Annotated in this window: 23 protein-coding genes; 9 read left to right on the forward strand and 14 right to left on the reverse strand. The window is 64.9% G+C overall.

Annotated elements, in window-relative coordinates; genetic code table 11:
* Positions 1-194 precede the first annotated feature (194 nt).
* From prpE to CLM60_RS18425, 3 genes are all read left to right on the forward strand, one after another.
* Entirely contained in the window at positions 195-2,087 is a 1,893-nt protein-coding gene (gene prpE / locus CLM60_RS18415) for a propionate-CoA ligase PrpE (RefSeq protein WP_095590532.1), read from the forward strand.
* 137 nt (positions 2,088-2,224) lie between these two features.
* Positions 2,225-3,766 carry an ATP-binding protein gene (locus CLM60_RS18420; protein WP_095590533.1) on the forward strand — a complete coding sequence of 514 codons (1,542 nt, stop codon included), beginning with the start codon at positions 2,225-2,227 and terminating at the stop codon, positions 3,764-3,766.
* Positions 3,763-5,148, forward strand: coding sequence for a sigma-54-dependent transcriptional regulator (locus CLM60_RS18425; protein ID WP_095590534.1), 1,386 nt, complete (start codon positions 3,763-3,765; stop codon positions 5,146-5,148). The genes CLM60_RS18420 and CLM60_RS18425 overlap by 4 nt, the downstream gene beginning before the upstream one ends.
* Before the next feature lie 3 nt (positions 5,149-5,151).
* On the opposite strand, the gene CLM60_RS18430 is transcribed toward CLM60_RS18425, so the two are convergent.
* Positions 5,152-5,919, reverse strand: a complete 768-nt coding sequence (locus CLM60_RS18430; RefSeq protein WP_095590535.1) for an NAD kinase — start codon at positions 5,917-5,919, stop codon at positions 5,152-5,154.
* Positions 5,920-6,088: 169 nt separating this feature from the next.
* Here CLM60_RS18430 and glyA point away from each other — a divergent pair, with 169 nt between their 5' ends.
* The gene (gene glyA, locus CLM60_RS18435; RefSeq protein ID WP_095590536.1) at positions 6,089-7,384 is read left to right on the forward strand and encodes a serine hydroxymethyltransferase; all 1,296 of its coding nucleotides are present in this window, start codon (positions 6,089-6,091) and stop codon (positions 7,382-7,384) included.
* A 142-nt stretch (positions 7,385-7,526) separates the two neighbouring features.
* On the opposite strand, the gene CLM60_RS18440 is transcribed toward glyA, so the two are convergent.
* A complete protein-coding gene (locus CLM60_RS18440; protein WP_095590537.1) occupies positions 7,527-7,898 on the reverse strand; it encodes a hypothetical protein in 372 nt (123 codons plus the stop codon).
* A gap of 93 nt (positions 7,899-7,991) precedes the next feature.
* Here CLM60_RS18440 and CLM60_RS18445 point away from each other — a divergent pair, with 93 nt between their 5' ends.
* Positions 7,992-8,768, forward strand: a complete 777-nt coding sequence (locus CLM60_RS18445) for an alpha/beta fold hydrolase (RefSeq protein ID WP_095590538.1) — start codon at positions 7,992-7,994, stop codon at positions 8,766-8,768.
* Here CLM60_RS18445 and CLM60_RS18450 read toward each other — a convergent pair.
* From CLM60_RS18450 to CLM60_RS18500, 11 genes are all read right to left on the reverse strand, one after another.
* Complete coding sequence (locus CLM60_RS18450; RefSeq protein ID WP_141246554.1) at positions 8,759-9,154, reverse strand: hypothetical protein; 396 nt, start codon at positions 9,152-9,154, stop codon at positions 8,759-8,761. The two genes, CLM60_RS18445 and CLM60_RS18450, sit on opposite strands and share 10 nt — an antisense overlap.
* Positions 9,155-9,262: 108 nt before the next feature.
* The gene (locus tag CLM60_RS18455) at positions 9,263-9,457 is read right to left on the reverse strand and encodes a CTP synthetase (RefSeq protein ID WP_095590540.1); all 195 of its coding nucleotides are present in this window, start codon (positions 9,455-9,457) and stop codon (positions 9,263-9,265) included.
* Positions 9,458-9,745: 288 nt separating this feature from the next.
* Complete coding sequence (locus CLM60_RS18460) at positions 9,746-10,501, reverse strand: VCBS repeat-containing protein (protein ID WP_245848472.1); 756 nt, start codon at positions 10,499-10,501, stop codon at positions 9,746-9,748.
* The gene (locus tag CLM60_RS18465) at positions 10,501-10,824 is read right to left on the reverse strand and encodes a 2Fe-2S iron-sulfur cluster-binding protein (protein WP_095590541.1); all 324 of its coding nucleotides are present in this window, start codon (positions 10,822-10,824) and stop codon (positions 10,501-10,503) included. Before CLM60_RS18465 ends, CLM60_RS18460 begins: the two co-directional genes overlap by 1 nt.
* A 249-nt stretch (positions 10,825-11,073) precedes the next feature.
* Positions 11,074-12,501: a DegQ family serine endoprotease gene (locus CLM60_RS18470; protein ID WP_095590542.1), complete on the reverse strand. Its 1,428-nt coding sequence runs from the start codon at positions 12,499-12,501 to the stop codon at positions 11,074-11,076.
* 181 nt (positions 12,502-12,682) lie between these two features.
* Positions 12,683-12,880: a DUF2065 domain-containing protein gene (locus CLM60_RS18475; protein WP_342745135.1), complete on the reverse strand. Its 198-nt coding sequence runs from the start codon at positions 12,878-12,880 to the stop codon at positions 12,683-12,685.
* Complete coding sequence (hflC, locus tag CLM60_RS18480; protein WP_095590543.1) at positions 12,877-13,764, reverse strand: protease modulator HflC; 888 nt, start codon at positions 13,762-13,764, stop codon at positions 12,877-12,879. The genes CLM60_RS18475 and hflC overlap by 4 nt, the downstream gene beginning before the upstream one ends.
* Before the next feature lie 3 nt (positions 13,765-13,767).
* On the reverse strand, positions 13,768-14,913 hold the full coding sequence (hflK, locus tag CLM60_RS18485; protein WP_095590544.1) for an FtsH protease activity modulator HflK: 1,146 nt from the start codon (positions 14,911-14,913) through the stop codon (positions 13,768-13,770).
* A 66-nt stretch (positions 14,914-14,979) separates the two neighbouring features.
* A complete protein-coding gene (gene gor / locus CLM60_RS18490; RefSeq protein WP_095590545.1) occupies positions 14,980-16,338 on the reverse strand; it encodes a glutathione-disulfide reductase in 1,359 nt (452 codons plus the stop codon).
* 18 nt (positions 16,339-16,356) lie between these two features.
* A complete protein-coding gene (gene rpiA, locus CLM60_RS18495; RefSeq protein WP_095590546.1) occupies positions 16,357-17,139 on the reverse strand; it encodes a ribose-5-phosphate isomerase RpiA in 783 nt (260 codons plus the stop codon).
* A gap of 110 nt (positions 17,140-17,249) precedes the next feature.
* Positions 17,250-17,825 (reverse strand): EF-hand domain-containing protein, encoded by a 576-nt coding sequence (locus CLM60_RS18500; RefSeq protein ID WP_176473926.1) that lies wholly within the window; start codon positions 17,823-17,825, stop codon positions 17,250-17,252.
* 162 nt (positions 17,826-17,987) lie between these two features.
* Here CLM60_RS18500 and CLM60_RS18505 point away from each other — a divergent pair, with 162 nt between their 5' ends.
* The 3 genes from CLM60_RS18505 to CLM60_RS18515 all read left to right on the forward strand — a co-directional run bounded on the left by CLM60_RS18505 (position 17,988) and on the right by CLM60_RS18515 (position 21,300).
* Positions 17,988-19,364, forward strand: a complete 1,377-nt coding sequence (locus CLM60_RS18505; RefSeq protein ID WP_095590548.1) for an L-serine ammonia-lyase — start codon at positions 17,988-17,990, stop codon at positions 19,362-19,364.
* 60 nt (positions 19,365-19,424) lie between these two features.
* Complete coding sequence (gene yghX / locus CLM60_RS18510) at positions 19,425-20,312, forward strand: YghX family hydrolase (RefSeq protein ID WP_095590549.1); 888 nt, start codon at positions 19,425-19,427, stop codon at positions 20,310-20,312.
* Positions 20,313-20,388: 76 nt separating this feature from the next.
* Positions 20,389-21,300 (forward strand): DMT family transporter, encoded by a 912-nt coding sequence (locus CLM60_RS18515; protein WP_095590784.1) that lies wholly within the window; start codon positions 20,389-20,391, stop codon positions 21,298-21,300.
* Here CLM60_RS18515 and CLM60_RS18520 read toward each other — a convergent pair.
* Positions 21,260-21,943 carry a thiamine diphosphokinase gene (locus CLM60_RS18520; protein ID WP_095590550.1) on the reverse strand — a complete coding sequence of 228 codons (684 nt, stop codon included), beginning with the start codon at positions 21,941-21,943 and terminating at the stop codon, positions 21,260-21,262. The genes CLM60_RS18515 and CLM60_RS18520 overlap by 41 nt on opposite strands.
* A gap of 139 nt (positions 21,944-22,082) precedes the next feature.
* Between CLM60_RS18520 and CLM60_RS18525 the strand changes: the two genes are divergently transcribed.
* Entirely contained in the window at positions 22,083-24,551 is a 2,469-nt protein-coding gene (locus CLM60_RS18525) for a hypothetical protein (protein WP_141246556.1), read from the forward strand.
* The last annotated feature ends 44 nt before the right edge of the window (positions 24,552-24,595 follow it).

The raw sequence follows: 24,595 nt of genomic DNA on the forward strand, positions 1-24,595 counted from the left end.
CAAATTTGCAGATTTGCGATTTGATCCAGAATTAACCGCAAATACCCCAGATTATTCAAATTATGCAAAAGTTTGCAGAGAGCCCTTGGGCATATCTGCAAATATTCTGCGCCAATCTGACACGTCAGCGGTTTCCTGACTTGCCCCAGCGGGACCTGCTTCGTAACACGAAGCGACACCCGGAGGAGGATACCATGGCATACAAAGACGTCTATGACAGCTGGAACCAGGACCCCAACGCGTTCTGGATGCAGGCCGCCGAAAGCATCGACTGGGACAAGAAGCCGTCGAAGGCGCTGTTTGACGAAAATGCCCCGCTTTACGAATGGTTCTCGGACGGGATGGTCAACACCTGCTGGAACGCCGTCGACCGCCATGTCGAGGCCGGGCGCGGCGAGCAGACGGCGATCATCTATGACAGCCCGATCACCCACACCAAGCGCTCGATCTCGTATGTCGAGCTGCGCAACCGGGTTGCCCTGCTGGCCGGGGCGCTGCGGGCCAAGGGCGTGGAAAAGGGTGACCGCGTCATCATCTATATGCCGATGATCCCCGAGGCGCTGGAGGCCATGCTGGCCTGCGCGCGGTTGGGGGCGATCCATTCGGTCGTCTTCGGCGGGTTCGCCGCGCACGAGCTGGCGGTGCGGATCGACGACGCCAAGCCCAAATGCATCATCGCCGCCTCCTGCGGGTTGGAGCCGGGCCGCGTCGTGCATTACAAGCCGCTGCTGGACGGCGCCATCGACCAGGCCACGCATAAACCCGATTTCTGCGTGATCTTCCAGCGCGAGCAAGAGGTCGCGCATCTGGAAGAGGGGCGCGATGTGAACTGGCACGGGTTCCAGTATGGCGTCGAACCGGCGGACTGCGTCCCGGTCGAGGGCAACCACCCGGCCTATATCCTGTATACGTCCGGCACCACCGGCCAGCCCAAGGGCGTGATCCGGCACACCGCCGGGCAGCTGGTCGCGCTGAACTGGACGATGAAGAATGTCTATAACGTCGATCCGGGCGACGTGTTCTGGGCCGCGTCGGATGTGGGTTGGGTCGTCGGCCACAGCTATATCTGCTATGGCCCGCTGATCCACGGCAACACGACCATCGTGTTCGAAGGCAAGCCCGTCGGCACCCCCGATGCGGGCACGTTCTGGCGGGTGATTTCCGAACATAACGTCAAAAGCTTCTTCACCGCCCCCACCGCATTCCGCGCGGTCAAGCGCGACGACCCGACCGGGGAGTTCGTCAAGAAATACGATCTGTCCTGCCTCAAGGCCGTGTTCCTGGCCGGTGAACGCGCCGACCCCGACACGATCAAATGGGCGCAGGACCAGCTGAACGTGCCGGTGATCGACCACTGGTGGCAGACCGAAACCGGCTGGGCCATCGCCGCGAACCCGCTGGGGATCGAGGAGCTACCGGTCAAGCTGGGCAGCCCGTCGGTGCCGATGCCGGGCTATGACGTGCGCATCCTGGACGAGGCCGGGCACGAGGTCGCCGATGGCCAGCTGGGCGCGATCGCGATCAAGCTGCCGCTGCCGCCGGGCACTTTGCCGAACCTGTGGAATGCCGAAGCGCGCTACAGGAAATCCTATCTCGATCACTTCCCCGGCTATTACGAGACCGGCGATGCGGGGATGAAGGACGAGGATGGCTATCTGTACATCATGGCGCGCACCGATGACGTAATCAACGTGGCGGGCCACCGCCTGTCGACCGGCGCGATGGAAGAGGTCCTGGCCGCCCATCCCGATGTCGCGGAATGCGCGGTGATCGGCGTGGCGGACAAGCTGAAGGGCCAGATGCCCATGGGGTTCCTGTGCCTGAACACCGGCGCGGATCGCGATCACGGCGATGTGGTCAAGGAATGCGTCAAGCTGGTGCGCGAGCAGATCGGCCCGGTTGCGGCGTTCAAGCTGGCCACCGTGGTCGACCGCCTGCCCAAGACACGCTCGGGCAAGATCCTGCGCGGCACGATGGTCAAGATCGCCGATGGCGAAAGCTTCAAGATGCCCGCGACCATCGACGATCCGGACATCCTGGACGAGATCGCGGACGCCCTCAAAGGTCTGGGTTATCCCGCATCGTGACGGGGCCGCCCGGCCCCCGGCGGGCCGGGCAAAGCTGTTTGTGCGTTGACGGTTTCGGGGTATACACCCCTGACGCAACCGCCAAGTGGGCCCGATGTATCACTGCACCCTTTCGCATCCGCACGACAGAACGCGCGATGACGCCTGATCCGGTGGCCGCCGTTCCGGAACAGGACGACACGGTTCGACAGCGCGCCGTGTTGCTGGGGCACGACATCCGCAACACGGTTTCGGACATCACCGCCGGGCTGCAACTGGCCGACCTGACCGGCCTGACTGCAGAGGCGCTGGAACAGCTGGAACGGGTGCGCAGCGCCAGCGAGCAGCTGGCCCGGCTCAGCGACGAGATGCTGGCGCTGGTGATCGGCGAGACCGGCCTGGATTCCGGGGCGCATTCGGTTCTGGCACTGGACGAGACCCTGCACCGGATCGAGGCCCGCTGGTCCGCCAAGGCGCGCGAAAAGGGGCTGCGCTTCGCGTTGCAACCCGATGTCGACCTGCCCACGCAGATCGGCGGCGATACCGGCGCCATCGAACGCATCCTGAGCAACCTTCTGGGCAACGCGATCAAATACACCGATACCGGCGAGGTCCGGCTTCAGGTGTCGCTGCGGCCGCGCGAGACCCTGGCCTGGACCGTCCGCGATACCGGCCCGGGGTTCAGCGACGGGGCGCTGGCGCGGCTGTTCGACCTGCACGGCCGCACGCCCGAAAACGACAAGCCGGGCACCGGGCTGGGCCTGCGGATCGTGCATGACCTGGCCAAGCAGATCGGCGCAACGATGGAGGTCGGCAATCACCCCGATGGCGGCGCCGAGGTGACGGTTCTGATGCCGCGCGCCACCTGGGCGCCGGGTGTCGCCCTGCCCTCGGCGACCGAGGGGCTGCCGGACCTGACCGGGCAAACCGTCCTGGTTGCCGAAGACAACGCCACCAACCGGCTGCTGATCTGCCAGATGCTGGATACGCTGGGTGCCGATTACCTGACGGCGGCGGATGGGCAGGCCGCGCTGACGATGCTGCACGAAACCAGCGCCGATCTGGCGCTGATCGATATCGAAATGCCCCGCCTGTCAGGGCTGGACCTGATCCGCACCCTGCGACAGACCGATTGCCCGCGGTCACAGGACCTGCCGATCCTGGCTGTCACCGCCTATGTGCTGAGCGGCAACCGCGCCGAGATCTATGACGCCGGCGCCGATGGCATCCTGGCCAAGCCGATCCTGAGCCTGGAAGGTTTCGGCGCCGCCATCGCCACCGTGCTGACCCGGCGCGGGGTCTATCCGGCCACCGACCGCGCGATCCCGGCCCGCGAGGAACCGCCGCTGGACAGTCTTCAACTGGACCGTCTGCTGGCGCTGTCCGGCGCCGATCGCGGGGCCGAGCTGTTGCGGCGGCTGCACAGCGATTTCACCACCGTGCAACAGGGCATCGCCCAGGGCATCCGCGACAGCGACCACGCGCTGGTGCGCGGCCAGACCCATGTGCTGATCTCGCTGGCCGGGGCGGTCGGGGCGACCGGCCTGCAACAACAGGCCGAAGAGATGAACGCCGCCGCCCATCACAAGGACAACCCGGCGCTGCTGGATCTGGCGCCGGACCTGCTGCGCCGCCTTGGTGCGCTGATTGACCGGATCTCGGGCGAACAGGCCGACCGGTTCGGCGGGGCGGACGCATGAAACCTCTGCTGCTGGTCGAGGATACACCATCCTTGCAGATGGTTTACGAAACCGTCCTGACGGGGGCCGGGCACGCGGTCCGGGTGGCGGCAAACGCCGCCGACGGGCTGTCGAAGTTTGCCGACATCCTGCCCGATGTGGTGCTGCTGGACCTGATGCTGCCCGACCGGAACGGTCTGGACCTGATGCAGGACATGCTGCGCCTGAAGCCCGAGACCAACATCATCGTCGTCACCGCCAATGGCTCGATCAACCGCGCGGTCGAGGCGATGCGGCGCGGTGCCTATGAGTTCCTGCTGAAGCCTTTCAACGAACAGCGGCTGCTGAATGCCGTCGACAACGCGCTGAGCGACATGCGCCCCGTGCGCCGCGGCACGCCCGAGGCGATCGACACCGCGGCCTTCAGCGAATTCGTCGGCGACTCGGCCGTCATGGCCGAGGTCTATTCCCGGATCCAGTCGGTGGGCCGGTCGATGGCGTCGGTGTTCATCTTCGGCGAAAGCGGCACGGGCAAGGAGATCTGCGCCCAGGCGGTGCACAAGGTCTCGCACCGGGCCAGCGGACCCTTCGTGCCGCTGAATTGCGGCGCCATCCCCGCCGATCTGCTGGAATCCGAGGTGTTCGGCCACCTCAAGGGGTCGTTCACCGGGGCGATCTCGGACAAGCCCGGCGCGGCGGCGGTGGCCGATGGCGGCACGCTGTTCCTGGACGAGATCTGCGAGATGGATCTGAACCTGCAGACCAAGCTGCTGCGGTTCCTGCAGACGTCGACGATACAGCCGGTGGGCGCGGCGCATCCGCGCAAGGTCAATGTGCGGATCATCTGCGCCACAAACCGCGACCCGATGGAGGAAGTCCGGCGCGGCCGGTTCCGCGAGGATCTGTATTACCGCCTGTATGTGGTGCCGATCCACCTGCCGCCGCTGCGTGACCGGGGCGATGACATCGTGCAGATCGCCCGCGCCGCCCTGGCGCGCTATTCGCAGGAAGAGGGGCGCGATTTCAGCGATCTGAGCGCGGATGTGCGGGCGCTGTTCCTGAAACTGCCCTGGCCCGGCAATGTGCGCCAGCTGCTGAATGTGCTGCGCAATGTGGTCGTGCTGAACGAGGGGCCGCTGGTCACGCTGGACATGCTGCCGATCGAGCTGCACCACGCGCTGGAACAGTATAACGACGCCCCCAACGGCCCCGCCCCCGCCGGCAAGCCGCATGTCACGCTGGACGGGCTGGTGGGCAAGACCCTGGCCGAGATCGAACAACTGGTGATCGAGGAAACCATCGCCCGCCACGGCGGTTCGATCCCCAAGGCCGCGCGGGTGCTGGATGTGTCGCCGTCGACCCTGTATCGCAAGCGCGAAAACTGGGGCGGCGGCAACCGCTGAGGCTCAGACGAACTGTTCGCGGATCAGCCGTTCTTCCAGACCGTGGCCGGGATCGAACAGGATGCGGTGGCGGATCGTCGGCTCGCTGCGGATCTCGACCGAAACGACATTGCCCGCGCTGCGGCTGTCGGCATCGGCCATGACCGGGCGCTTCTTCGATTGCAGCACATCGAACCGCACCTCGGCCCCGGCGGGCAGCAGCGCACCGCGCCAGCGGCGGGGCCGGAACGCAGACATCGCCGTCAGCGCCAGCACATCCGACCCGATGGGCAGGATCGGCCCATGCGCGGAATAGTTATAGGCGGTCGATCCCGCGGGCGTCGACACCAGCGCGCCATCGCAGACCAGCTCGTCCAGACGCACCTTGCCGTCGATGGAAATGCGCAGCTTGGCGGCCTGTGGCCCCGCGCGCAGCAGAGAGACCTCGTTGATCGCCAGCGCCTCGTGCACCTTTCCGTCCGCGCTGATCGCGCGCATCTTCAGCGGATTGATGACCTCTTCCTCGGCATCGGCCAGACGCTCCATCAGCCCCGGCTCGTGATATTCGTTCATCAGAAAGCCGATGGTGCCGCAATTCATGCCATAGACCGGGGTATCCAGATGCTGCGTCCCATGCAGGGTCTGCAACATGAACCCGTCACCGCCCAGCGCCACGATGATATCGGCCGCTTCGGGATCGACGCTGCCATATTGCGCCGACAGATGGCGCTGTGCCTCCAGCGCGATCGCGGTGTCGCTGGCCATGAAAGCGATCTTGGGCTGTTCCGACATCACCGTCCCCCTGGTTTCCTAAAGTCATCGCGCGCGCCGAAACGAAACACAAGGCCCAGATCGTGACGCAGCAAGCGGTCGCAGCGCCGTTTTCCGGGTTTTTGCCAAGCACAACTTGGGCTACATACCCCCCATCCGGCCCCGCAGCCGTGTCCATAGGAGACGCATCATGAACGCAGAACACCGCGACAGCGGCTTTTTCACCGAAGACCTGACCAGCCGAGACCCCGAAATCGCCAAGGCCATCGGCCTGGAGCTGGGTCGTCAGCGCGACGAGATCGAGCTGATCGCAAGCGAGAACATCGTATCCGCGGCCGTGATGCAGGCGCAGGGCTCGGTCATGACCAACAAATACGCCGAAGGCTATCCCGGCCGCCGCTATTACGGCGGGTGCCAATATGTGGACATCGCCGAAAACCTGGCGATCGACCGCGCGAAAGAGCTGTTCGGCTGCGGCTTTGCCAATGTGCAGCCCAATTCGGGCAGCCAGGCCAACCAGGGCGTTTTCACCGCGCTGCTGCAGCCGGGCGACGCGATCCTGGGCATGTCGCTGGATGCCGGCGGCCACCTGACCCACGGCGCCAAGCCGAACCAGTCGGGCAAGTGGTTCAAGGCGATCCAGTACGGCGTGCGCAAGCAGGACAGCCTGCTGGATTACGACCAGGTTGCCGAACTGGCAAAGGAACATCAGCCGAAGCTGATCATCGCCGGCGGTTCGGCCATCCCGCGCCAGATCGATTTCGCCAAGTTCCGCGAGATTGCCGACAGCGTCGGCGCCTATCTGATGGTCGACATGGCGCATTTCGCCGGTCTGGTTGCGGCGGGCGAGCACCCCTCGCCCTTCCCCTATGCCGATGTGGCGACCACGACCACGCACAAGACCCTGCGCGGCCCGCGTGGCGGCATGATCCTGACCAATAACGAAGAGATCGCGAAAAAGGTCAATTCGGCCATCTTCCCCGGCATTCAGGGCGGCCCCCTGATGCATGTGATCGCAGCCAAGGCCGTGGCCTTTGGCGAGGCGCTGCGGCCCGAGTTCAAGATCTATCAGCAGCAGGTGCGCGCCAATGCCGTGGCGCTGGCCGATCAGCTGATGAAGGGCGGGCTGGACATCGTGACCGGCGGCACCGACACCCATGTGATGCTGGTCGACCTGCGTCCCAAGGGGGTGAAGGGCAACGCGACCGAAAAGGCGCTGGGCCGCGCGCATATCACCTGTAACAAGAACGGCATCCCCTTCGATCCCGAAAAGCCGATGGTCACCAGCGGCATCCGCCTGGGCACGCCCGCGGGCACCACGCGCGGTTTCGGCGAGCCGGAATTCCGCCAGATCGCCGACTGGATCGTCGAAGTGGTCGACGGGCTGGCCGCCAATGGCGAGGATGAGAACGGCGCGGTCGAGGACAAGGTGAAGGCCGAGGTTGCGGCGCTGTGCGCCCGGTTCCCGCTTTATCCCAACCTGTAAGCCACAGACCGGATGAAACGACAACGGCGCCCCGAACGGGCGCCGTTTTGCTGTTCGGGCCGCTCCCGCCCCGGTGCGGCGCATCGCAGATGCGCGCTACCGCGTTGGGCCGGGCACCGCGCGATGCGCGGTGCGGTTACACCTAGACCAGCCCGCGCCAGACCAGAACCGCGATCAGCAGCGCGAAAGCCGCGATCAGGTTGAAGGACAGCCCCCCCAACAGGCCCAGAACGGCCCCCTTGCGGCGGTCGGCCCGGTCGATGGTTTTCAGATAGGCCAGCACGCGCCGTTCGGCGGCCTCGATCCGGGGCATGTCGATTTGCCGCGCCAGGCGCGGGTTGTCGGCCATCGACTTGGCATCCAGGATCCGGCGGATATCCTTGCGCACATGACCGGGCAACAGCCGCCCCGCGCGGCGCAGCTTTTGCGCCAGATCGCGGCCGCCAACGCCCAGGCGCGACTCGATCTCTGCGGCGACCCTGTCTGACAGTTGCTGAACCGGAAATTCCGACATGAAACGCTCCACCAATCGCCTTCGTTTACCCGCTGGATACGGGGCCTTCAACCGGGCTGGTCGCGGCCCCGACAACGCGGTAAGGACAGAGGCATGTTGAACACGATCCTGCACGGCACACCGACCGACCGACCGCCTCTTTTGATCGCGCATGGCCTTTACGGGTCGGGCCGCAACTGGGGCGTGATCGCCAAACGCCTGTCCGACCAGCGGCAGGTTATCGCGGTCGACATGCGCAACCACGGGGAAAGTCCGTGGTTCGACAGCCATACCTATCCCGAAATGGCCGACGACCTGGCCGAGGTGATCGCCGCCCATGGGGGCCATGCCGATGTGCTGGGCCATTCGATGGGGGGCAAGACGGCGATGATGCTGGCGTTGCGGCATCCCGACCTGGTCGATCGCCTGATCGTCGCCGATGTGGCGCCGGTCTCCTATGACCACGATCAGATGCAGTTCATCACCGCGATGCGCGGCTTGGACCTGTCGGCCGTCACAACCCGCTCAGACGCGGCGCGCGCGATGGAGGCAACGGTCGACGACCCCACGGTGCGGTCTTTTCTGTTGCAGTCGCTGGATCTGAAGAACAAGCGTTGGCGCCTGAACCTGGATGTGCTGGAACGCGACATGCCACAAATCCTGTCCTGGCCAGAGACCACGGCAGAGTTCCAGAACCCCACCCTGTTTCTATCGGGCGCGGCCTCGCACTACGTCCTGCCGGACTATCGCCCGCAGATCCGCGCGCTGTTCCCCAAGGCGCGGTTTGCCCGCATTCCCGACGCGGGCCATTGGCTGCATGCCGAAAAGCCCCGCGCGTTCGAGGATACGGTGCGCGCGTTTCTGACGCGCGAGGGACGGGTTCAGTCCTGAGGGCCGCTGTCGGCGCCCCGCAGCACGGTCAGGGCCACCGCGATCACAACCGGCACCAGCGCCCCGATTGCGAACCACGCATGCAGCGTTTCGACATGCGGCAACCGGACGCCCCAGGCCAGCGCGCCCACGACCGTGGTCAGCAGCAACAGGATGTATGACAGCCGCACCGTCATGCCGCGCATCCCGGGCCGACCGGAACGGCACAGCCGCGCCACCGCCAGCAGCAGGATCACGGGAAAGGACAGCCCGACCAGAAGATGGATGGCCTGCGCCGATCCCGGGCCCGGTTCGCGCGCGGACCACGCCGCGCCCGAAGCCCAAAGGATACCGAGCATCGCAAGCAACAGGCCATTCAGCACATAAAACAATTTGCGGTTCGACACAGCGCTTTCCATCCCCGAGCAGCCCATGCAACGGGCCATACATGCCGTCAGAAAACGGAAAGGAACAGTGGCCAAAAAGGTCAGGTTTCCTGCCAGACAAAGGCAGGTCTAACCGCTTTTGCGTGCGCCGTACAGTATCCTTGCCACCGTCCAGCTGGCCGGAAGCGCCAGCACGAAGCCAATCGCCGCCGCCAGCAGGATCGGCTTGAGCGTTCCATAACCGGCGACCAGCACCACGATGATGGCGGTGCCCATCAATGTGGGTGAAATGAGCGAGAACAGAAGCATTGCCAGGCGGGTCATATTATCTCTCCAGACAGGCGCGCGCCTGTGACCGGATAAAGGGTTCGCACCTGTTCGGCCTTGATTTAGCGCAATGTTGGCCGGGATCGCCGCCACAGCATGCAGATTGCGCGGTTTTGCTGAAAATCCCGCCAGCGGGGCCGCCAGACCGGCATTTTGGCGTGGCATCGCAGAATCTTATACCCAACTTCGCAGGTGCAGCAAAAAAAGGGAAAGTTGCCCCTACGGCGGATTACAGCCGAAAAAAGCCAACAGACTTATCCACAGGGACCATGGCGCCCCTGAGGATCAGCAGCCTGCAAGGGCCCGCAGGCTCTTTGACGGGTCGAAACGGCCCCGGGGCACCGATGTCAGCTGCCCCTGCGACAGCCGCGTGGCCATCACCGTGGACCAATCGGCATTGACGGCGATGATCTCGGGGCCCTGCCCGCAATCGACGATACCGCCGGTGATGTGATCCTGCCCGATCCGGTGGCTGGTCAGACCGGTCTGGCTGGCAATGCGGGTCAGCGCGCCATCCGGCCCATAGCGCCAGACAACCAGCGTTCTGGCCAGATGCGGCCGGTCGACATAGGCCAGCTCGACCAGACCGTCGCCATCCAGATCCGCCGCGCCCAGTGGCGCAAGCCAGCGGTTGCGCGTGCCGATATGGGGGGTGACCGAGACACGCCCGGTTTCCAGATTGTCGACCATCAGCGCCGCGCCCCGGTCGAAATCGGTATAGATCAGGATCAGCTCGGGCGGTCCGCTGCCATCCAGCTGCACGATCCGGGGGGCAATGTCTTCGAAGATATGCCGCGCCGGAACACGCCGCACATAGACGGTCCCACCCAAGGCCGCGCGCCCCTTGGGGCCAAGCGTCACCTGAACCGATGTCCATTCCGGCGTCCCGCCCAGCACATCGTGGCCGTACAGCCCGGTTTCCAGCGGGTCGCCGTAGCAGGCCTGTTCGATCCAGTCGCCATCGCCCGCGCTGCACATCGGCGCGGCGTGGGCTGCCCCGGCGGACAGCAAAAACAGCAGCGTCGCCCGGACCCAGCGCATCAGATCTGGCGTTCGGGCAGTTGCACCACCAGACCGTCCAGATCGTCCGTGACCTTGATCTGGCAGGTCAGGCGCGACCGCGCCGGGTCGGGTTCGTACGCGAAATCGAGCATGTCTTCTTCCATCGACTCGATCGCGGGCAGTTTGTCGACCCATTCCGGCGCGATATAGGCGTGGCAGGTCGAACAGGCGCAGGCGCCGCCGCAATCGGCCTCGATCCCCGGAATGTTGTTGTCGCGGGCGCCTTCCATCACGGTCAGCCCGTTGGCGACCTCGATCTCGTGCTTGGTCCCGTTATGCTCGATGTAAGTTATTTTCGCCATCCAGTCCTCGGTACAGTCAAAAGCTTCAGCTACGCAGATAGGATACCGGGCGGGGCTTTGCCAATACCCCAATGGCCGCACCTGCCGGGTTCGCAGGCCATCGTTGTTTTCCAGCCGAAAGCCTGTACATTTCCAGCCCCGATTGCCGCCCGTTTCGGCTGTTGTCGTCCTGCACCGGCGCGGGACCCGCAAAATCAAAGGGCACCCGTCGGGGTGCCCTTTGCCGAATTCAAACAGTCCGGGCGCGGTTCAGCCCAGCGACAGCGCCACGAAACGCGGCTCGCCCGCACGGCGCACCAGCAACAGGATCGACTTGCGCCCCGCCTCTTTGGCCTCGTCCACGCGTGCCTCCAGCGCATCCAGGCTCTCGACCTTCTGCTGGCCGGCCTCGGTGATCACGTCGCCCGCGCGCAGGCCCTTCTCATAGGCCTCGGACTCGCCATCGACATCGGTGACGACCAGCCCGTCGATCGCATCCGACAGCTCCAGCTGCTCGCGCATCTCGGCGGTCAGCGGCGACAGGGTCAGCCCCATCAGCTCGCCGGTCTGCGGCGCGTCATCGGGGGTGGCCACGGCGGGAACCGGCGTGTTCTCGGCGGTTTCGCGACGGCCCAGCACCACCTTCAGCGTCATGGTCTTGCCATCGCGCATCACCACCAGACGGGTGGATTTGCCGACCTCGGCATCGCCAACGCGACGGACCAGCTCGCGGGTGTCGGCCACATCGTGACCGTCAAAGGACAGGATCACATCCCCGGCCTCGATCCCGGCTTCGGCGGCGGGCCCTTCGGGCACGTCCGACACCAGCGCGCCACGCGCCTGGTCCAGACCCATGGCTTCGGCCATGTCGGCATCGACATCCTGGATGCGCACACCCAGCCAGCCGCGGCGCGTTTCGCCGAATTCCTTCAGCTGGTCGACCACCTTGGTCACCACCGCCGCGCTCATGGCGAAGCCGATCCCGATCGAACCGCCATTGGGGCTGAGGATCGCGGTGTTCACGCCGATCACCTCGCCGTCCATGTTGAACAGCGGGCCGCCCGAGTTGCCGCGGTTGATGGCGGCGTCGGTCTGGATGTAATCGTCATAGGTGCCCGAAAGCGCCCGGTTGCGCGCCGACACGATGCCCGCGCTGACCGAAAAGCCCTGGCCCAGCGGGTTGCCCATGGCCATGACCCAATCGCCCACGCGCATCAGGTCACTGTCGCCAAAGCTGACAAAGGGCAGCGGATCGTCGCTTTCGACCTTCAGCAGGGCGATATCGGTGTTGGGGTCGGTGCCGACGACCGTCGCCTCCAGCTCCCCGCCTTCGAAAAATTCGATCAGGATCTCATCGGCTTTTTCGATGACGTGGTTGTTGGTGACGATGAAGCCGTCTTCGGAGATCACGAAACCCGATCCCAGCGCCTGGCTGCGGCGCGGGCGCGGACCGCTGTTGTTACCGTCAGGCACCAGATCGCGGAAGAAATCTTCGAAGGGCGAACCTTCGGGCACCACCGGCCCCGGCCCGGTCGAGGCCGCAACGGTCGTCGACGTGGTGATGTTGACGACAGAGGGGCTGATCTTTGCGGCAAGATCGGCGAAACTGTCGGGCGCGCTGCGGGCCTGCGCGGCCAGCGCCATGACCAGCATCATCACCATCCCCAGAGCCATCGACCAGAGCGCGCGCGCAGTCATGTCCGACGTTTCGGGAACGGAAATAGCTCGGGATTGCACCTGTATATCCTCCTGTGTTTTTCCGAGAAGTGGCCAGGACGCATCCGGCCCCCTTCGTTAACTAGGTGTGATCAGTCGAGGCGCAAAACATCCTGGGCCGTGATCACGATTGTGTGAAATCTTGTCATCTGACGCGAGTGTCTCAGGCCAGAAGCGTTTGGGCAAGCCAGATCAGCACGACACCGGCCGCCAAAGCGCCCAGACCGATCATCCGGCGGGTGTCCAGCGACAGTTTGCGCAGCTGCTCCAGGACCTCTTCGATACGCGAAGGGGCCAGCGAAATCGCCAGCCCCTCGACACATAGAACCAGACCGACGGCCAGGATCAGATAGGCGATCACTGCACCGCGGCTCCGGGTTGATCGCTGCGCAGATAGTTGAAGAACTCGCTGTCCGGCGACAGGACCATGGTCGAGTTGTTGCCCAGCAGCGACCGTTCATAGGCCGTGAGCGAGCGATAGAACTCGAAGAATTCCTCGTTCTGGCCGAAGGCCTCGGCAAAGATCGCGTTGCGTTCGGCGTCGGCCTCACCACGGGTGATCTCGGCCTCGCGCTTGGCCTCAGATACCAGCTCTACCACGGTCCGGTCGGCGGTGGCGCGGACACGCTGCGCGGCTTCTTCACCACGCGCGATCTCGTCCGCCGCCTCGCGTTCGCGTTCCGCCCGCATCCGGGCAAAGGTCGCATCCAGGTTCTGCTCGGGCAGGTTGGTCTGCTTCAGGCGCACGTCCAGCACATCCAGACCCAGCGCGGTTGCCCGCGCCTGCGACAGCTCGCGGATCCGCACCATCAGCGCCGCCCGGTCGGACGACAGGATCGTGCTGGAAGTCACCCCTTCGGAACCCAGAACCGCGCGGGTCTGGGTCGTCAGGATCGAGCCCAGACGATCTTCGGCAGCGCGCAGGCCACCCACACCGACCGCCTGCCGGAACCGCACCACATCGGCGATGCGATAGCGTGCAAACGCATCGACAACCAGACGACGGTCATCGGACGGCGTCACCTCGATCGACGGGGTGTCCAGCGACAGGATACGGTCATCATAGCGCACGACCTCCTGGATGATCGGGATCTTGAACGCCAGCCCGGGTTCTTCCTTAATCGCCTTGATCTGGCCGAATTGCAGGACCAGCGCCTTTTCCCGTTCGTCCACGATGAACAGCGACGACATGACCGCAGCAATGACGATCACGATGATGGGCAGAATGAAATTCGTCTTCCGCATGGCTCAGTTCCCCCCCGTCGCCGCAGGCGCGGCGGGTTTGCGCAGCTCGTTCAGCGGCAGATATGGCACGACACCGCTGCCGCTCTGATTTTCGTCCAGGATGATTTTGTCGACCCGGCCCAGAACCTTTTCCATGGTCTCCAGATACAGGCGCTTGCGCGTCACATCGGGGGCCTTGTTGTATTCGGTCAGCACGGCCGAGAAGCGGCTGGCCTCACCGGCGGCCTCGTTCACGACGCTGGCGCGATAGGCTTCGGCCTCTTCCAGGACCTGCGCCGCTTCACCGCGCGCACCGGCCAGAACCCGGTTGGCATAGGCATCGGCCTGACGCTGCAGACGGTCGCGTTCCTGTTCGGCGGCCTGAACCTCGCGGAAGCTGTCGATCACCTCGCGCGGGGGGTCGGCCTTGTCGAGGTTGACGCGCACGATGTTGATGCCGCTGTCATAGCTGTCCAGCGTGGTCTGGATCAGCTCCCACGCGCTGGATTCGATCAGCCCACGGTCGCGGTTCAGCACCGGCGCCAGTTCGGATTGCGCAATGATCTCGCGCATGGCGGATTCCGACACCGATTTCACGGTCTGCTGCGGGTCACGCAGGTTGAACAGGAATTTCGCCGGATCGTTGATGTTCCAAACCACCTGGAAATCGATATCGACGATGTTTTCGTCGGTGGTCAGCATCAGCCCGCTTTCGGAACGCGAGCTGTTGGACACGCCGACATTCTCGGTCCGTTCGGTGGTGACCGGGATCACCTCGGCGCTGATCAGCGGCCACCAGGCGAAATGCGGACCGTCATTGGTGGTGCGCATGTATTCGCCCAGGAACAGTTCGACGCCCTGCTCTTCGGGCTTCACGGTGTAGAAAGAGGCATAGATATACAGCACGACCGCAACCAGCGCACCGATCAGAACGGTGCCGCGCGTGATCGCCGGGCCGCCACCGCCGCCCGAGCCGCCGCCGGGGCGCCGGGTGCCGCCGCCGCGACCGCCCATGAGCACCTTGAGCTGCTCTTGCCCCTTTTTCATCAACTCGTCGATCTCAGGGATCTGCGGGCCGTCTCCGCCCGGGCCCCGCCCATCGTTTCCGCGGTTACCGCCCCGATTACCGGAACCGCCGCCTCCCCAGGGTCCGCCGTTATTGCCAGCCATTAACTCTACTATCCCTTTTCATCACGTGCAGTCATCATTGGTAAGTGGTCGCGAAACCGGTGAAAATCAAGCCGTCCGCACGGGTGTCTTCATGGTGACCAGCTCCTCGGACATGGTCGGATGCACCGCCACGGTGCGGTCGAAATCCTCTTTCGTCGCGCCCATTTTTACGGCCACACCGGCCAGTTGGATCAGTTCGCCCGCGTGATCGGCCACGATGTGACAGCCCAGAACCTTGCGCGTGGCCTGGCTGACGATCAGCTTCATCATCACACGATCGTCGCGCCCGGCAAAGAGGGTCTGCATCGGGCGGAATGACGCGGCATAGACCTCGATCGGTTCCTGTTCGGCGGCGTCTTCCTCGCTCAGGCCGATGGTGCCCAGTTCCGGCTGGGTAAAGACGGCGCTGGGGATCAGGTCGTGATCGGGCTTGGTCGGGTTGCCCTTGAACACGGTTTCCACGAACGCCACGCCCTCGCGGATCGCGACGGGGGTCAGGTTCACCCGGTCGGTCACATCGCCAATGGCAAAGATCGACGGCACCGAGGTCTGGGAATAGTCATCGACCACGACCTCGCCCTTGCGGCCCAGCTTGACGCCGACCTGTTCCAGCCCCAGACCGTCCGAATTCGGATCGCGCCCGGTGGCATACAGCACCTTTTCATAGACGCGTTCCTTGCCATCGGTCGACTTGACCCGGATGCCGCCGTCGACGGTCGTCATCTCGATCACATCGGTGCCCAGATGCAGGTTGACGCCATTGGCCACCATCTGGTCGGCGATATGGCCGCGTGCCTCGTCATCGAAGCCGCGCAGGATCTGCGCGCCACGATAATATTGTGTAACTTCGACCCCCAGACCATTGAGGATACAGGCGAATTCGCAAGCGATATAGCCGCCGCCGACGATCAGGATATCCTTGGGCAGGGCATCCATCTGGAACACCTCGTTCGAGGTCATGACCGGACAGTCCGCCGCGACCGGTGGCACGAAGGGCCGCCCGCCCGTGGCCACCAGGATGTGCTTGGCGGTAAAGGTCTGGCCGTCCGACAGCCGCACGGTGTGCGGATCGGCAACCGTGGCGCGCGCATCGAAGATCTGCACGCCCGCCTTGGCCAGATTGGTGCGATAGATGTTTTCCAGCCGCGTCAGCTCGGCATCCAGCTTGGGCCGGAACACGGACCAGTCGAACGCGCCCGCCGTCACGTCCCAGCCATAGGCGCGGGCATCCTCGAACGCCCCGGCATAGCCCGAGGCGAAGACCATCAGCTTTTTCGGCACGCAGCCACGAATGACACAGGTGCCGCCCATGCGGTATTCCTCGGCCAGGCCGACCTTCGCCCCCGCCTCACTGGACGCGACGCGCGCCGCGCGCACCCCGCCCGAGCCGCCGCCGATCACGAAAAGATCGAAATCAAATTCCATGTCCTGACCCTGCCTTGTTCAGATATCGCTAAACAGGTTGTCGCTTTCAGGAACGTCAACCCGGTGGTTTTCAACCGTTCCTGCATTTATGTCGCGGGTTTCGACGGCACCATCCCCGGCACCGATCACAACCACGTCACAGATATCGATGAACAGGCCGTTTTCGACCACACCGGGGATCTGGTTCAGGGTCAGCGCCAACTGGCGCGGGTTGTTGATGCGCTTGAGGTGCAGATCCAGGATATAGTTCCCCTCGTCCGTCACGAAGGGCGTATCGCCATTCATCCGCAGCACCGCCTCGCGGCCCAGCACATCCAAGTTGATCAGCAGCTCTTCCAGCAGCGTCTTCGAGGTCTGCCAGCCGAACTGGATCACCTCGACCGGCAGGGGAAAGGCGCCCAGATGCGCGACCTCTTTCGCGATATCCGCGATCACGATCATCTGGTCGCTGGCGGTGGCCACGATCTTTTCCTGCAACAGCGCGCCGCCGCCGCCCTTGATCAGGTTCAACTCGCCGTCGAATTCATCCGCGCCGTCGATGGTAAGATCCAGCCATTTCGCCTCGTTCAGGGTCACGACCTCGATCCCGACCTCGTTGGCCAGTTTCGCCGTCGCCGTCGATGTCGGCACGCCGGTGATGTGGAACCCGCCCGCGCGCACCTTTTCACCCAGGCAGCGCACCATCCAGGCCGCTGTCGATCCGGTGCCCAAACCCACGCGCATGCCGCTTTCCACAAAGTCCACGGCCTTTTTGGCCGCCGCGAATTTGGCCTTGTCGATGGGCGAAAGCTCTCGGGTCATTCATGGTCTCCTGATCCTGCCCCGGTGTTATAGGAAAGATCACCCTGACCTGCGAGAGGGAATTGCACCCCCGCGCGCTTTCGCCATCCGGGCGCCGAAGATCCGTGGCGTCAGGCGCCGCGCCGCAATTCCCGCACCACGGTGTCGATCTCGTCCAGCGCGACGCGGCCATTGCCATCCAGATCGAACTGTATGAACCCACGAAGCCGCTCAGCCTCTTTTTCCGAGAATGCCTCCAGCGCCACGGCGTCGGCATGGGCGCGCAATTCGGCAAAGGTCAGCCGGCCGTCCTGATCCAGATCGGCCCACATGTGGTCCAGCATCACCCGCGCGCGGCGACCCGCGGCCTCGGTCGGGATCAGCACGCTGATTTCGGCGCGCGTGACGGTCCCGTCATTGTCCAGATCCGCAAGCAGCATCCGCCGCATCTCGCGGGCCCGCACCCGCGCGCGCAGGACCATAATCGCATCTTCGATACCATCGGCGTCGATACCGCGTTCCAACCCGAAGCCCAGGATCAGCTCGGCGGCGTCTTCCATGAACCGATCGGGGGATTTCCGGATCTTCTTCAACATCTCTTCCGGCAGGCTTTGCGACACGGCGCGCCATCCGGCATCGGGATCCTGCGCCTGCGCCGCCAAGGGCAGGCAGATCCAGACCACGACGAGAAGACATCTAAGACACATGGGGCCGCTCCTTTGCCCCGACACTGAAACCTTGTGGTTAACGACCGATGAATACACGCGCGGACCGCAGGATGTCTTATCTGCCGCCAGGATGTCGCTTTTCGCGCGACAGGGCGGGCCCGCTTGCGCCACAACAGAAGGTGACATTGTCCCGGAGGCAGCATGTTCCTGTCGGTTTTCGATATCTTCAAGATCGGCGTCGGGCCGTCCTCGTCACACACGATGGGGCCGATGGTGGCGGCGGGGCGGTTCCTGGACCGGCTGCGCGGCTCGCCGTTTCAGGCGCATGGGCTGCGCGTGTCGCTGCACGGCTCGCTGGCCTTTACCGGTGTGGGCCACGCCACCGACCGGGCGACGATCCTGGGTCTGGCGGGGTTTCATCCCGAAACCTATGACCAGGTCGAGGCCGAAACCGCGCTGGAGCGGATCGGACGCACCCGTGAAGTCCGGCCCCAGGGGCTGGGCACGCTGCGGTTCGATCCAGCGGCGGATCTGGAATTCGACTATGGCCCCGCCCTGCCCTGCCATGCCAATGGCATGGTGATCTCGGCGCTGGATGCGCAGGGCGATGTGATCCTGTCCGAGACCTATTATTCCATCGGCGGCGGGTTCGTCGTGACCGAAGGCGAGTTGGACCAGCCCGACCAGCCCGGCGCGGCGGGGCCGAAGGTGCCGCATCCATTCCACAGCGCGGCCGAGATGCTTGAAATGGCCCAACGCAGCGGCAAGTCCATCGCCGAGATGAAGCGCGCCAATGAACGGGCGCATCGCCCCGCCGACACGCTGGATCGCGGCATCCTGCGGCTTTGGCAGGTGATGGAGGATTGCATCAATCGGGGCCTGGCCACCGATGGCATCCTGCCCGGCGGGCTGAACGTGCGGCGGCGGGCGCACAAGATCCACGAGGCGCTGAAGGCCGAACATGGGCTGAACCTGCAGGCGCCGCATGTGATCAACGATTGGATCGGCGTCTATGCCATGGCGGTGAACGAGGAAAACGCCGCTGGCGGACAGGTCGTGACCGCCCCCACCAACGGCGCGGCGGGGGTCGTTCCGGCAACGATCCGCTATTGGCTGGACCATGTGCCCGGCGCCACGCGTACGCGCATCCCCGAATTCCTGCTGACCGCCGCCGCCATTGGCGGGCTGGTGAAACACAATGCCTCGATCTCGGGCGCGGAATGCGGTTGTCAGGCCGAGGTCGGCAGCGCCAGCGCGATGGCCGCCGCCGGTCTGTGCGCGGTGCTGGGCGGCACACCGGAACAGGTGGAAAACGCAGCCGAGATTGCGCTGGAACATCACCTTGGCATGACCTGCGATCCGGTGAAGGGGCTGGTGCAGGTGCCCTGCATCGAACGCAACGGGCTGGGCGCGATCAAGGCGGTCAGCGCGGCCTCGCTCGCCCTGCGCGGGGATGGCACGCATTTTGTGCCGCTGGATGCCGCGATCGAGACCATGCGCCAGACCGGCGCCGACATGCACGAGAAGTACAAGGAAACCTCACTGGGTGGGCTGGCGGTGAATATCCCGAATTGTTGACCGGACGCGGGCGCAAGCCGTGCTATCCTTTCAGGTATTGCTCAGCCCGGAGGACATGCAATGCAACGCTTGAAGGCCAGTGATTTTCACCCCCGCATTCTGGAGCTTTACGACGGATACGTGCATGGCAAGATGTCCAAGCGCGATTTCCTGTCCAGCGCCGGGCGCTATCTGGCCGCGGGCGTGACCGCCGCCGCGGTTCTGGAAAGCCTGCAACCCAATTATGCGCTGGCCCAGCAGGTGGCGCCGGACGATCCCGATATCGAAACCATGCGCGTGACCTATGACAGCCCCGATGGCCATGGGCAGATTGGCGGGCTGATGGCCAAACCGGCGGGCGCAACCGGCCCCCTGCCCGCGGTGCTGGTGGTGCACGAGAACCGCGGCCTGAACCCCTATATCGAGGACCTGGTGCGGCGCACGGCCAAGGCCGGGTACCTGGCGCTTGGCCCCGATGGGCTGACCCCGCTGGGCGGCTATCCCGGCAATGACGATCAGGGACGCGAGATGCAGCGCCAGCTGGATCCCGAAAAGCTGATGAACGATTTCTTTGCCGGGTTCGACCACTTGCTGACCCACGAGGGGTCGACCGGCAAGGTCGGCGCGGTCGGCTTCTGCTATGGCGGTGGGGTGTGCAATGCGCTTGCTGTGGCGTTCCCGGAAATGGCGGCATCGGTCCCGTTCTATGGCCGCCAGCCCGACGCCGCATCGGTGCCGCGCATCAACGCCCCGCTGATGTTGCATTACGCGGGCCTGGACGAGCGGATCAATGCGGGCTGGCCCGCCTATGAGGCCGCGCTGAAGGAAAACGGCAAAACCTATGAGGCGTTCATTTACGAGGGCGTCAATCACGGGTTCCACAATGACACCACGCCCCGTTATGACGCCGAGGCCGCCGCCCTGGCCTGGGAACGGACGCTGAACCATTTCGCGGCGCATCTGAGCTGAGCGCGCCCGAAACGGCTTGACCCCGCAACCGCCCGGCGCGACCCTACCGGGCGTTTTGCATCTTTTCACGGGTCCGATGACACATCCAGCCCATGCCGACCGCCCCGCCCTGGGGATCGCCCTGATGACGGGATTCTGCGTTCTGGCGCCGCTGGGGGATTCCATCGCGAAATTCCTGGGCCAGACCCAGCCAATGCTGCAATTGCTGGTGGCGCGTTTCCTGATCCAGGCGCTGCTGCTGGCGCCGCTTGTGGTGGTATCGCGCGTGCCGCTGCCCCGCTCGCCACGGCTGTTGCGGCTGATCGCGCTGCGCACCGTCCTGCACATCGCGGGGATCGGTGCGATGTTCACAGGGCTGCGCTTTCTGCCGCTGGCCGATGCCATCGCCATCGCCTTTGTCATGCCCTTCCTGATGCTGGCGCTGGGGCGGCTGTTTCTGAACGAACAGGTGGGGCTGCACCGGCTGTCGGCCTGTGCGGTGGGGTTTGCCGGCACGCTGATGGTGATCCGCCCGAACTTTGCCGATGTGGGGCTGGCCGCGCTGTGGCCGCTGGGGGTGGCGGTCACCTTTGCGCTGTTCATGCTGGTCACGCGCATGATCGCCAAAGAGACCGACCCGGTCGGCCTGCAGATGCTCAGCGGTGTCATAGCCTCGGCTTTGCTGGTGCCGCTGCTGGTGCTGACGGGGGCGGGTCTGTTGCCCGGCGCCGCGCCGCACATGCCCGATCCGGCGGGCTGGGCGTTGATATTGCTGCTGGGGGCCTTGGGCACGGCGGCGCATCTGCTGATGACCTGGTCGCTGCGCTTTGCGCCCGGGGCCACGCTGGCGCCGATGCAGTACCTGGAGATCCCCATCGCGACGCTTTACGGCTGGTGGATCTTTCGCGACTTTCCCGACGGAATGGCGCTGGCGGGGATCGCCGTCACGGTTGCCGCGGGGCTTTACGTCATTCTGCGAGAGCGTCGTCTTCACCGATCAGCGCGCTGACCGCCGCCAGCTTCGCCGCCCGCGGTAGAAGCACCACCATCCTTGGCGCGTCGAAATTCAGGGTCACATCGGTATCCGCCACCCGGTTCGACGTGCCGATGCGGCCATCGGGCGCAAAATCGATCCCATCCACCGGCCAGTGCAGGCCGCTGGACCGCCCCCGCACCGGCCCCAGCGGAAACAGCGACAGGCGCGAACCGACCGGCAGGGTGATCTGCAGCTCCGGCGGGCACAGGAACGCAACGTCATGCGGTCCGATCAACAGGCAGGGCTGTCCGGGACAGCGCGTCAGCCCGTTCAGCACCGACAGCGTGTGATCCAGCCGGGTGCCCAGAAAGCCAAGCCCCAGAACCAGCTTCGCCCGCACGCGGCTCAGACATTTGTCGAAATCGGTGCTGTCCTGTTCGGCAATCGCCAGAAGTCGTTGTGCGCCAAGCTGTTGCCGGGCGTTCTGCGATAACGAATCGAAGTCGCCGATCACCAAATCGGGCATATGGCCGTGTTTCAGCGCGAAATCGGCCCCCCCATCTGCCGCAATCAGGGTCGGTGCCATGGTCAAAGCCTGCTCCAGATCGCTGGCCGAGGTCTCTGCGGCCCCTAGGATGGTGACCATATCGGGGGAATGCACAACATATTCCGTCATCCCCCCAATTTGGGGCAAACTGAATCTCGCCACAATCTGAACATGATTAAATCCCCCAATTTTCCCAGTTCTGTTCAATTTCCAGAACCAACCTGTGGTAAACACACTGTTGCTGGATTGTGAAGAAAGTGAGCGGCTCATGATTGGAGCGAATAAGATTCTGACGGTCTCTTACGGCACGTTCTCGTGCACGTTGGAGGGTTTTGATGATTCCTTTGAGACGATGAAAGCGATTGCGGAGTATTTTCGCGACCTGGCAGCGGATGACCGCTATTTCGGGGCAGAGCCGCCAACCCCCGACGCCGAGATGCTGCAACGCATTGCCGAGCGCGAGGTCCGCAAGCGGGTCGAGGCCCGCGTCGAGAATGACAGCATCGTGCTGCGCGCGGATGCCGATGCCCCCGGCCTGAGCGCCGCGCCGGCAACGCCCGCGCCCGCACCGGCAGCCCCCGTCGAAACGCCCCCCGCAGCAGCGGCCCCCGCCGCACCGCAATTCGACGATTCCGGCTCGGTCGCGGCCAAGCTGGCGCGCATCCGCGCCGTTGTCGACACCGCCCGCGCCGCAACCCCGGTCGAGGAAGAAGATTTCGGGATGAACACCCCGCAAAGCTTCGTTGCGCCCACCGATCCCGGCATCCAGCCCGACCCGGCCCTCGTCGCCGCCCCAGAAAAAGCCGCCGAAGCGCCCGCCCCCGTCGAAGAGATCGCCGAGACGGTCGAGGACGAGCCCGTCGCCGAGGCCCCGGTGGAAGAGGTCGAAGAGACCCTGCCCCCCGAAGAACCCGAAGAGATCGTGGCCGAAACCGCGCCGGTCGAGGAGATCGAGGAAGAGCAAGCCCCCGAGCCGGTCGCGGAAAGCGATGAGGACACCGAGGTCGAAGAAGAGATCGACATCGCCGAAGCCCTGAAGGCGGTCGACGACAACTCCGACGCAGACGCGGACGCGGACGCGGCGGAAGCAGACGATCAGGACATGGATTTCCTGCAAGAGGATGCCATCCTGAACGCCGTCGCCGAAGAGGCCGATTTCGACGCCCCCGAAACCGCCGAGGACACGACGGACGTGGATGAAGCGGCCGATTTTGACCTGGCCAGCGGCGTTCTGAAGCTTGTCAGCGACGATCAGGACGCCCCGGAAGAAGACACCGCAGAAGATGTCGACGCCGAAGCCGCCCTGCAGGCGCTGCTGGGCGCCCCGGTCGAGGAGACCGAAGAGGCGCTTTACGAGGATGATCTGGACGCGGATCAGGCGTTTGAGGATGACGACAGCGCCGACGATCTGGCCGCCGTGCTGGACGGGCTGGCCGCCGATGATACCGACGAAACCGAGATGTCGGACGAGGCCACGGATGACGCGTGGATGAATGCCGATCTGGGCATCACCGACGCGGCCGAGGACGACACGGCACCCGAAGAGACCGCCGAGGCGGCACCGGTGGCACGGGTCGACGACTGGCGCATCGACCGCCGCGCCAAAACGGACAATGCCCGCCAGGCGCTTGAGCGGGCCCGCGCCCGCGTGATGAAGGTTGCCCCGCCCGAGGCGCAGGACGGGTTCAAGGCCGAGGCGCCTGCTTCCCCCGCCCTGTCGCTGGCGCTGGGCATCGACACCGACACCCACGAGGAAGAGGCCCGGATCACCGACCTCTCGGACGAGGACGAAAGCGATCTGCTGGCGGAACTGGCCGAGGACGACACCGAAGCCGAAACCGCGACCGAAGCGGAGCCCGAGGACGCGCCGGAAACAGCCGACGCGCCCGAGGCCGTGGACGAAGCCGAGGTTGAACACGAACCCGAAGCGGTGGACTTACCCGAAGAGGCACCCGCCGCCGAAGCGCCCCGCCGCGACCGGATGAAACCCGCCAGCCCCGAAGAGGAAGAGGTCGCAGTCTCGCGCCTGCTGGAGGAAACCAACAGCAAGCTGGACGGCCCCGAGCATCGCCGCCGCCGGTCGGCCATCGCGCATCTGAAAGCCGCTGTTGCCGCCACCGTGGCCGAACGTCGGCTGAAGCCGAAATCGAGCCGCGACGCCGAGGCCGAGGCTGAAAAAGACGCCTATCGCCAGGACCTGGCCGAGGTCGTCCGCCCGTCCGCCGCCGGGGCCAAGGAGGCCGGTCCGGCCGCCGAAGACGATGCCGACGCGCCGGTCGCCGGAACGGAAGATGCCGCAATGCCGCCGCTGATGCTGGTGTCAGCGCAGCGTGTCGATCAGATCAAACCCGCTGCAGAAGGCGGCGTGGTGCGCCCGCGCCGGGTCACCAAGGGCAATCTGGCGTTCAAGGCGCTGCCCGAGGAAGAAGACGCCTTTGGCGACACCTCCAGCGAAGATGGCGCCGTCCCGGATTTCGCGAGTTTCGTCGAAACCGCCAAGGTCGAGGACGCCAATGATCTGGTCGAAGCCGCCGCGGCCTATCTGGCCAAGGGCGATACGGCCGCGTTCTCGCGCCCGGACATCATGAAGCTGGTGACGGAATTCGACGGCCCCGACGGCACGCTGGATCGCGAAGACGGGCTGCGCGCCTTTGGCACGCTGCTGCGTCTGGGCAAGATCGAGAAACTCAAGCGCGGCCAGTTTACGATTTCGCAAAGCTCGCGCTTTATGAGGTAAGAACGTAATTGAGCTCAAGGCGGAACACTGCGTTCCGTGTGACG

It is taken from the genome of Actibacterium ureilyticum, assembly GCF_002285435.1.
Taxonomy (GTDB): Bacteria; Pseudomonadota; Alphaproteobacteria; order Rhodobacterales; family Rhodobacteraceae; genus Actibacterium_C; species Actibacterium_C ureilyticum.

Bases quoted from the DNA above. Each gene is read 5' to 3' on its own strand.
- CLM60_RS18430 (WP_095590535.1), bottom strand. From the start codon at position 5,919: ATGTCGGAACAGCCCAAGATCGCTTTCATGGCCAGCGACACCGCGATC.
- gor (WP_095590545.1), bottom strand. From the start codon at position 16,338: ATGGAATTTGATTTCGATCTTTTCGTGATCGGCGGCGGCTCGGGCGGG.
- CLM60_RS18500 (WP_176473926.1), bottom strand. From the start codon at position 17,825: ATGTGTCTTAGATGTCTTCTCGTCGTGGTCTGGATCTGCCTGCCCTTG.
- yghX (WP_095590549.1), top strand. From the start codon at position 19,425: ATGCAACGCTTGAAGGCCAGTGATTTTCACCCCCGCATTCTGGAGCTT.
- CLM60_RS18455 (WP_095590540.1), bottom strand. From the start codon at position 9,457: ATGACCCGCCTGGCAATGCTTCTGTTCTCGCTCATTTCACCCACATTG.
- CLM60_RS18445 (WP_095590538.1), top strand. From the start codon at position 7,992: ATGTTGAACACGATCCTGCACGGCACACCGACCGACCGACCGCCTCTT.
- CLM60_RS18515 (WP_095590784.1), top strand. From the start codon at position 20,389: ATGACACATCCAGCCCATGCCGACCGCCCCGCCCTGGGGATCGCCCTG.
- CLM60_RS18520 (WP_095590550.1), bottom strand. From the start codon at position 21,943: ATGACGGAATATGTTGTGCATTCCCCCGATATGGTCACCATCCTAGGG.
- CLM60_RS18440 (WP_095590537.1), bottom strand. From the start codon at position 7,898: ATGTCGGAATTTCCGGTTCAGCAACTGTCAGACAGGGTCGCCGCAGAG.
- CLM60_RS18470 (WP_095590542.1), bottom strand. From the start codon at position 12,501: ATGACTGCGCGCGCGCTCTGGTCGATGGCTCTGGGGATGGTGATGATG.
- prpE (WP_095590532.1), top strand. From the start codon at position 195: ATGGCATACAAAGACGTCTATGACAGCTGGAACCAGGACCCCAACGCG.
- CLM60_RS18460 (WP_245848472.1), bottom strand. From the start codon at position 10,501: ATGCGCTGGGTCCGGGCGACGCTGCTGTTTTTGCTGTCCGCCGGGGCA.
- CLM60_RS18505 (WP_095590548.1), top strand. From the start codon at position 17,988: ATGTTCCTGTCGGTTTTCGATATCTTCAAGATCGGCGTCGGGCCGTCC.
- hflK (WP_095590544.1), bottom strand. From the start codon at position 14,913: ATGGCTGGCAATAACGGCGGACCCTGGGGAGGCGGCGGTTCCGGTAAT.
- CLM60_RS18525 (WP_141246556.1), top strand. From the start codon at position 22,083: ATGATTGGAGCGAATAAGATTCTGACGGTCTCTTACGGCACGTTCTCG.
- hflC (WP_095590543.1), bottom strand. From the start codon at position 13,764: ATGCGGAAGACGAATTTCATTCTGCCCATCATCGTGATCGTCATTGCT.
- CLM60_RS18420 (WP_095590533.1), top strand. From the start codon at position 2,225: ATGACGCCTGATCCGGTGGCCGCCGTTCCGGAACAGGACGACACGGTT.
- CLM60_RS18465 (WP_095590541.1), bottom strand. From the start codon at position 10,824: ATGGCGAAAATAACTTACATCGAGCATAACGGGACCAAGCACGAGATC.
- rpiA (WP_095590546.1), bottom strand. From the start codon at position 17,139: ATGACCCGAGAGCTTTCGCCCATCGACAAGGCCAAATTCGCGGCGGCC.
- glyA (WP_095590536.1), top strand. From the start codon at position 6,089: ATGAACGCAGAACACCGCGACAGCGGCTTTTTCACCGAAGACCTGACC.
- CLM60_RS18425 (WP_095590534.1), top strand. From the start codon at position 3,763: ATGAAACCTCTGCTGCTGGTCGAGGATACACCATCCTTGCAGATGGTT.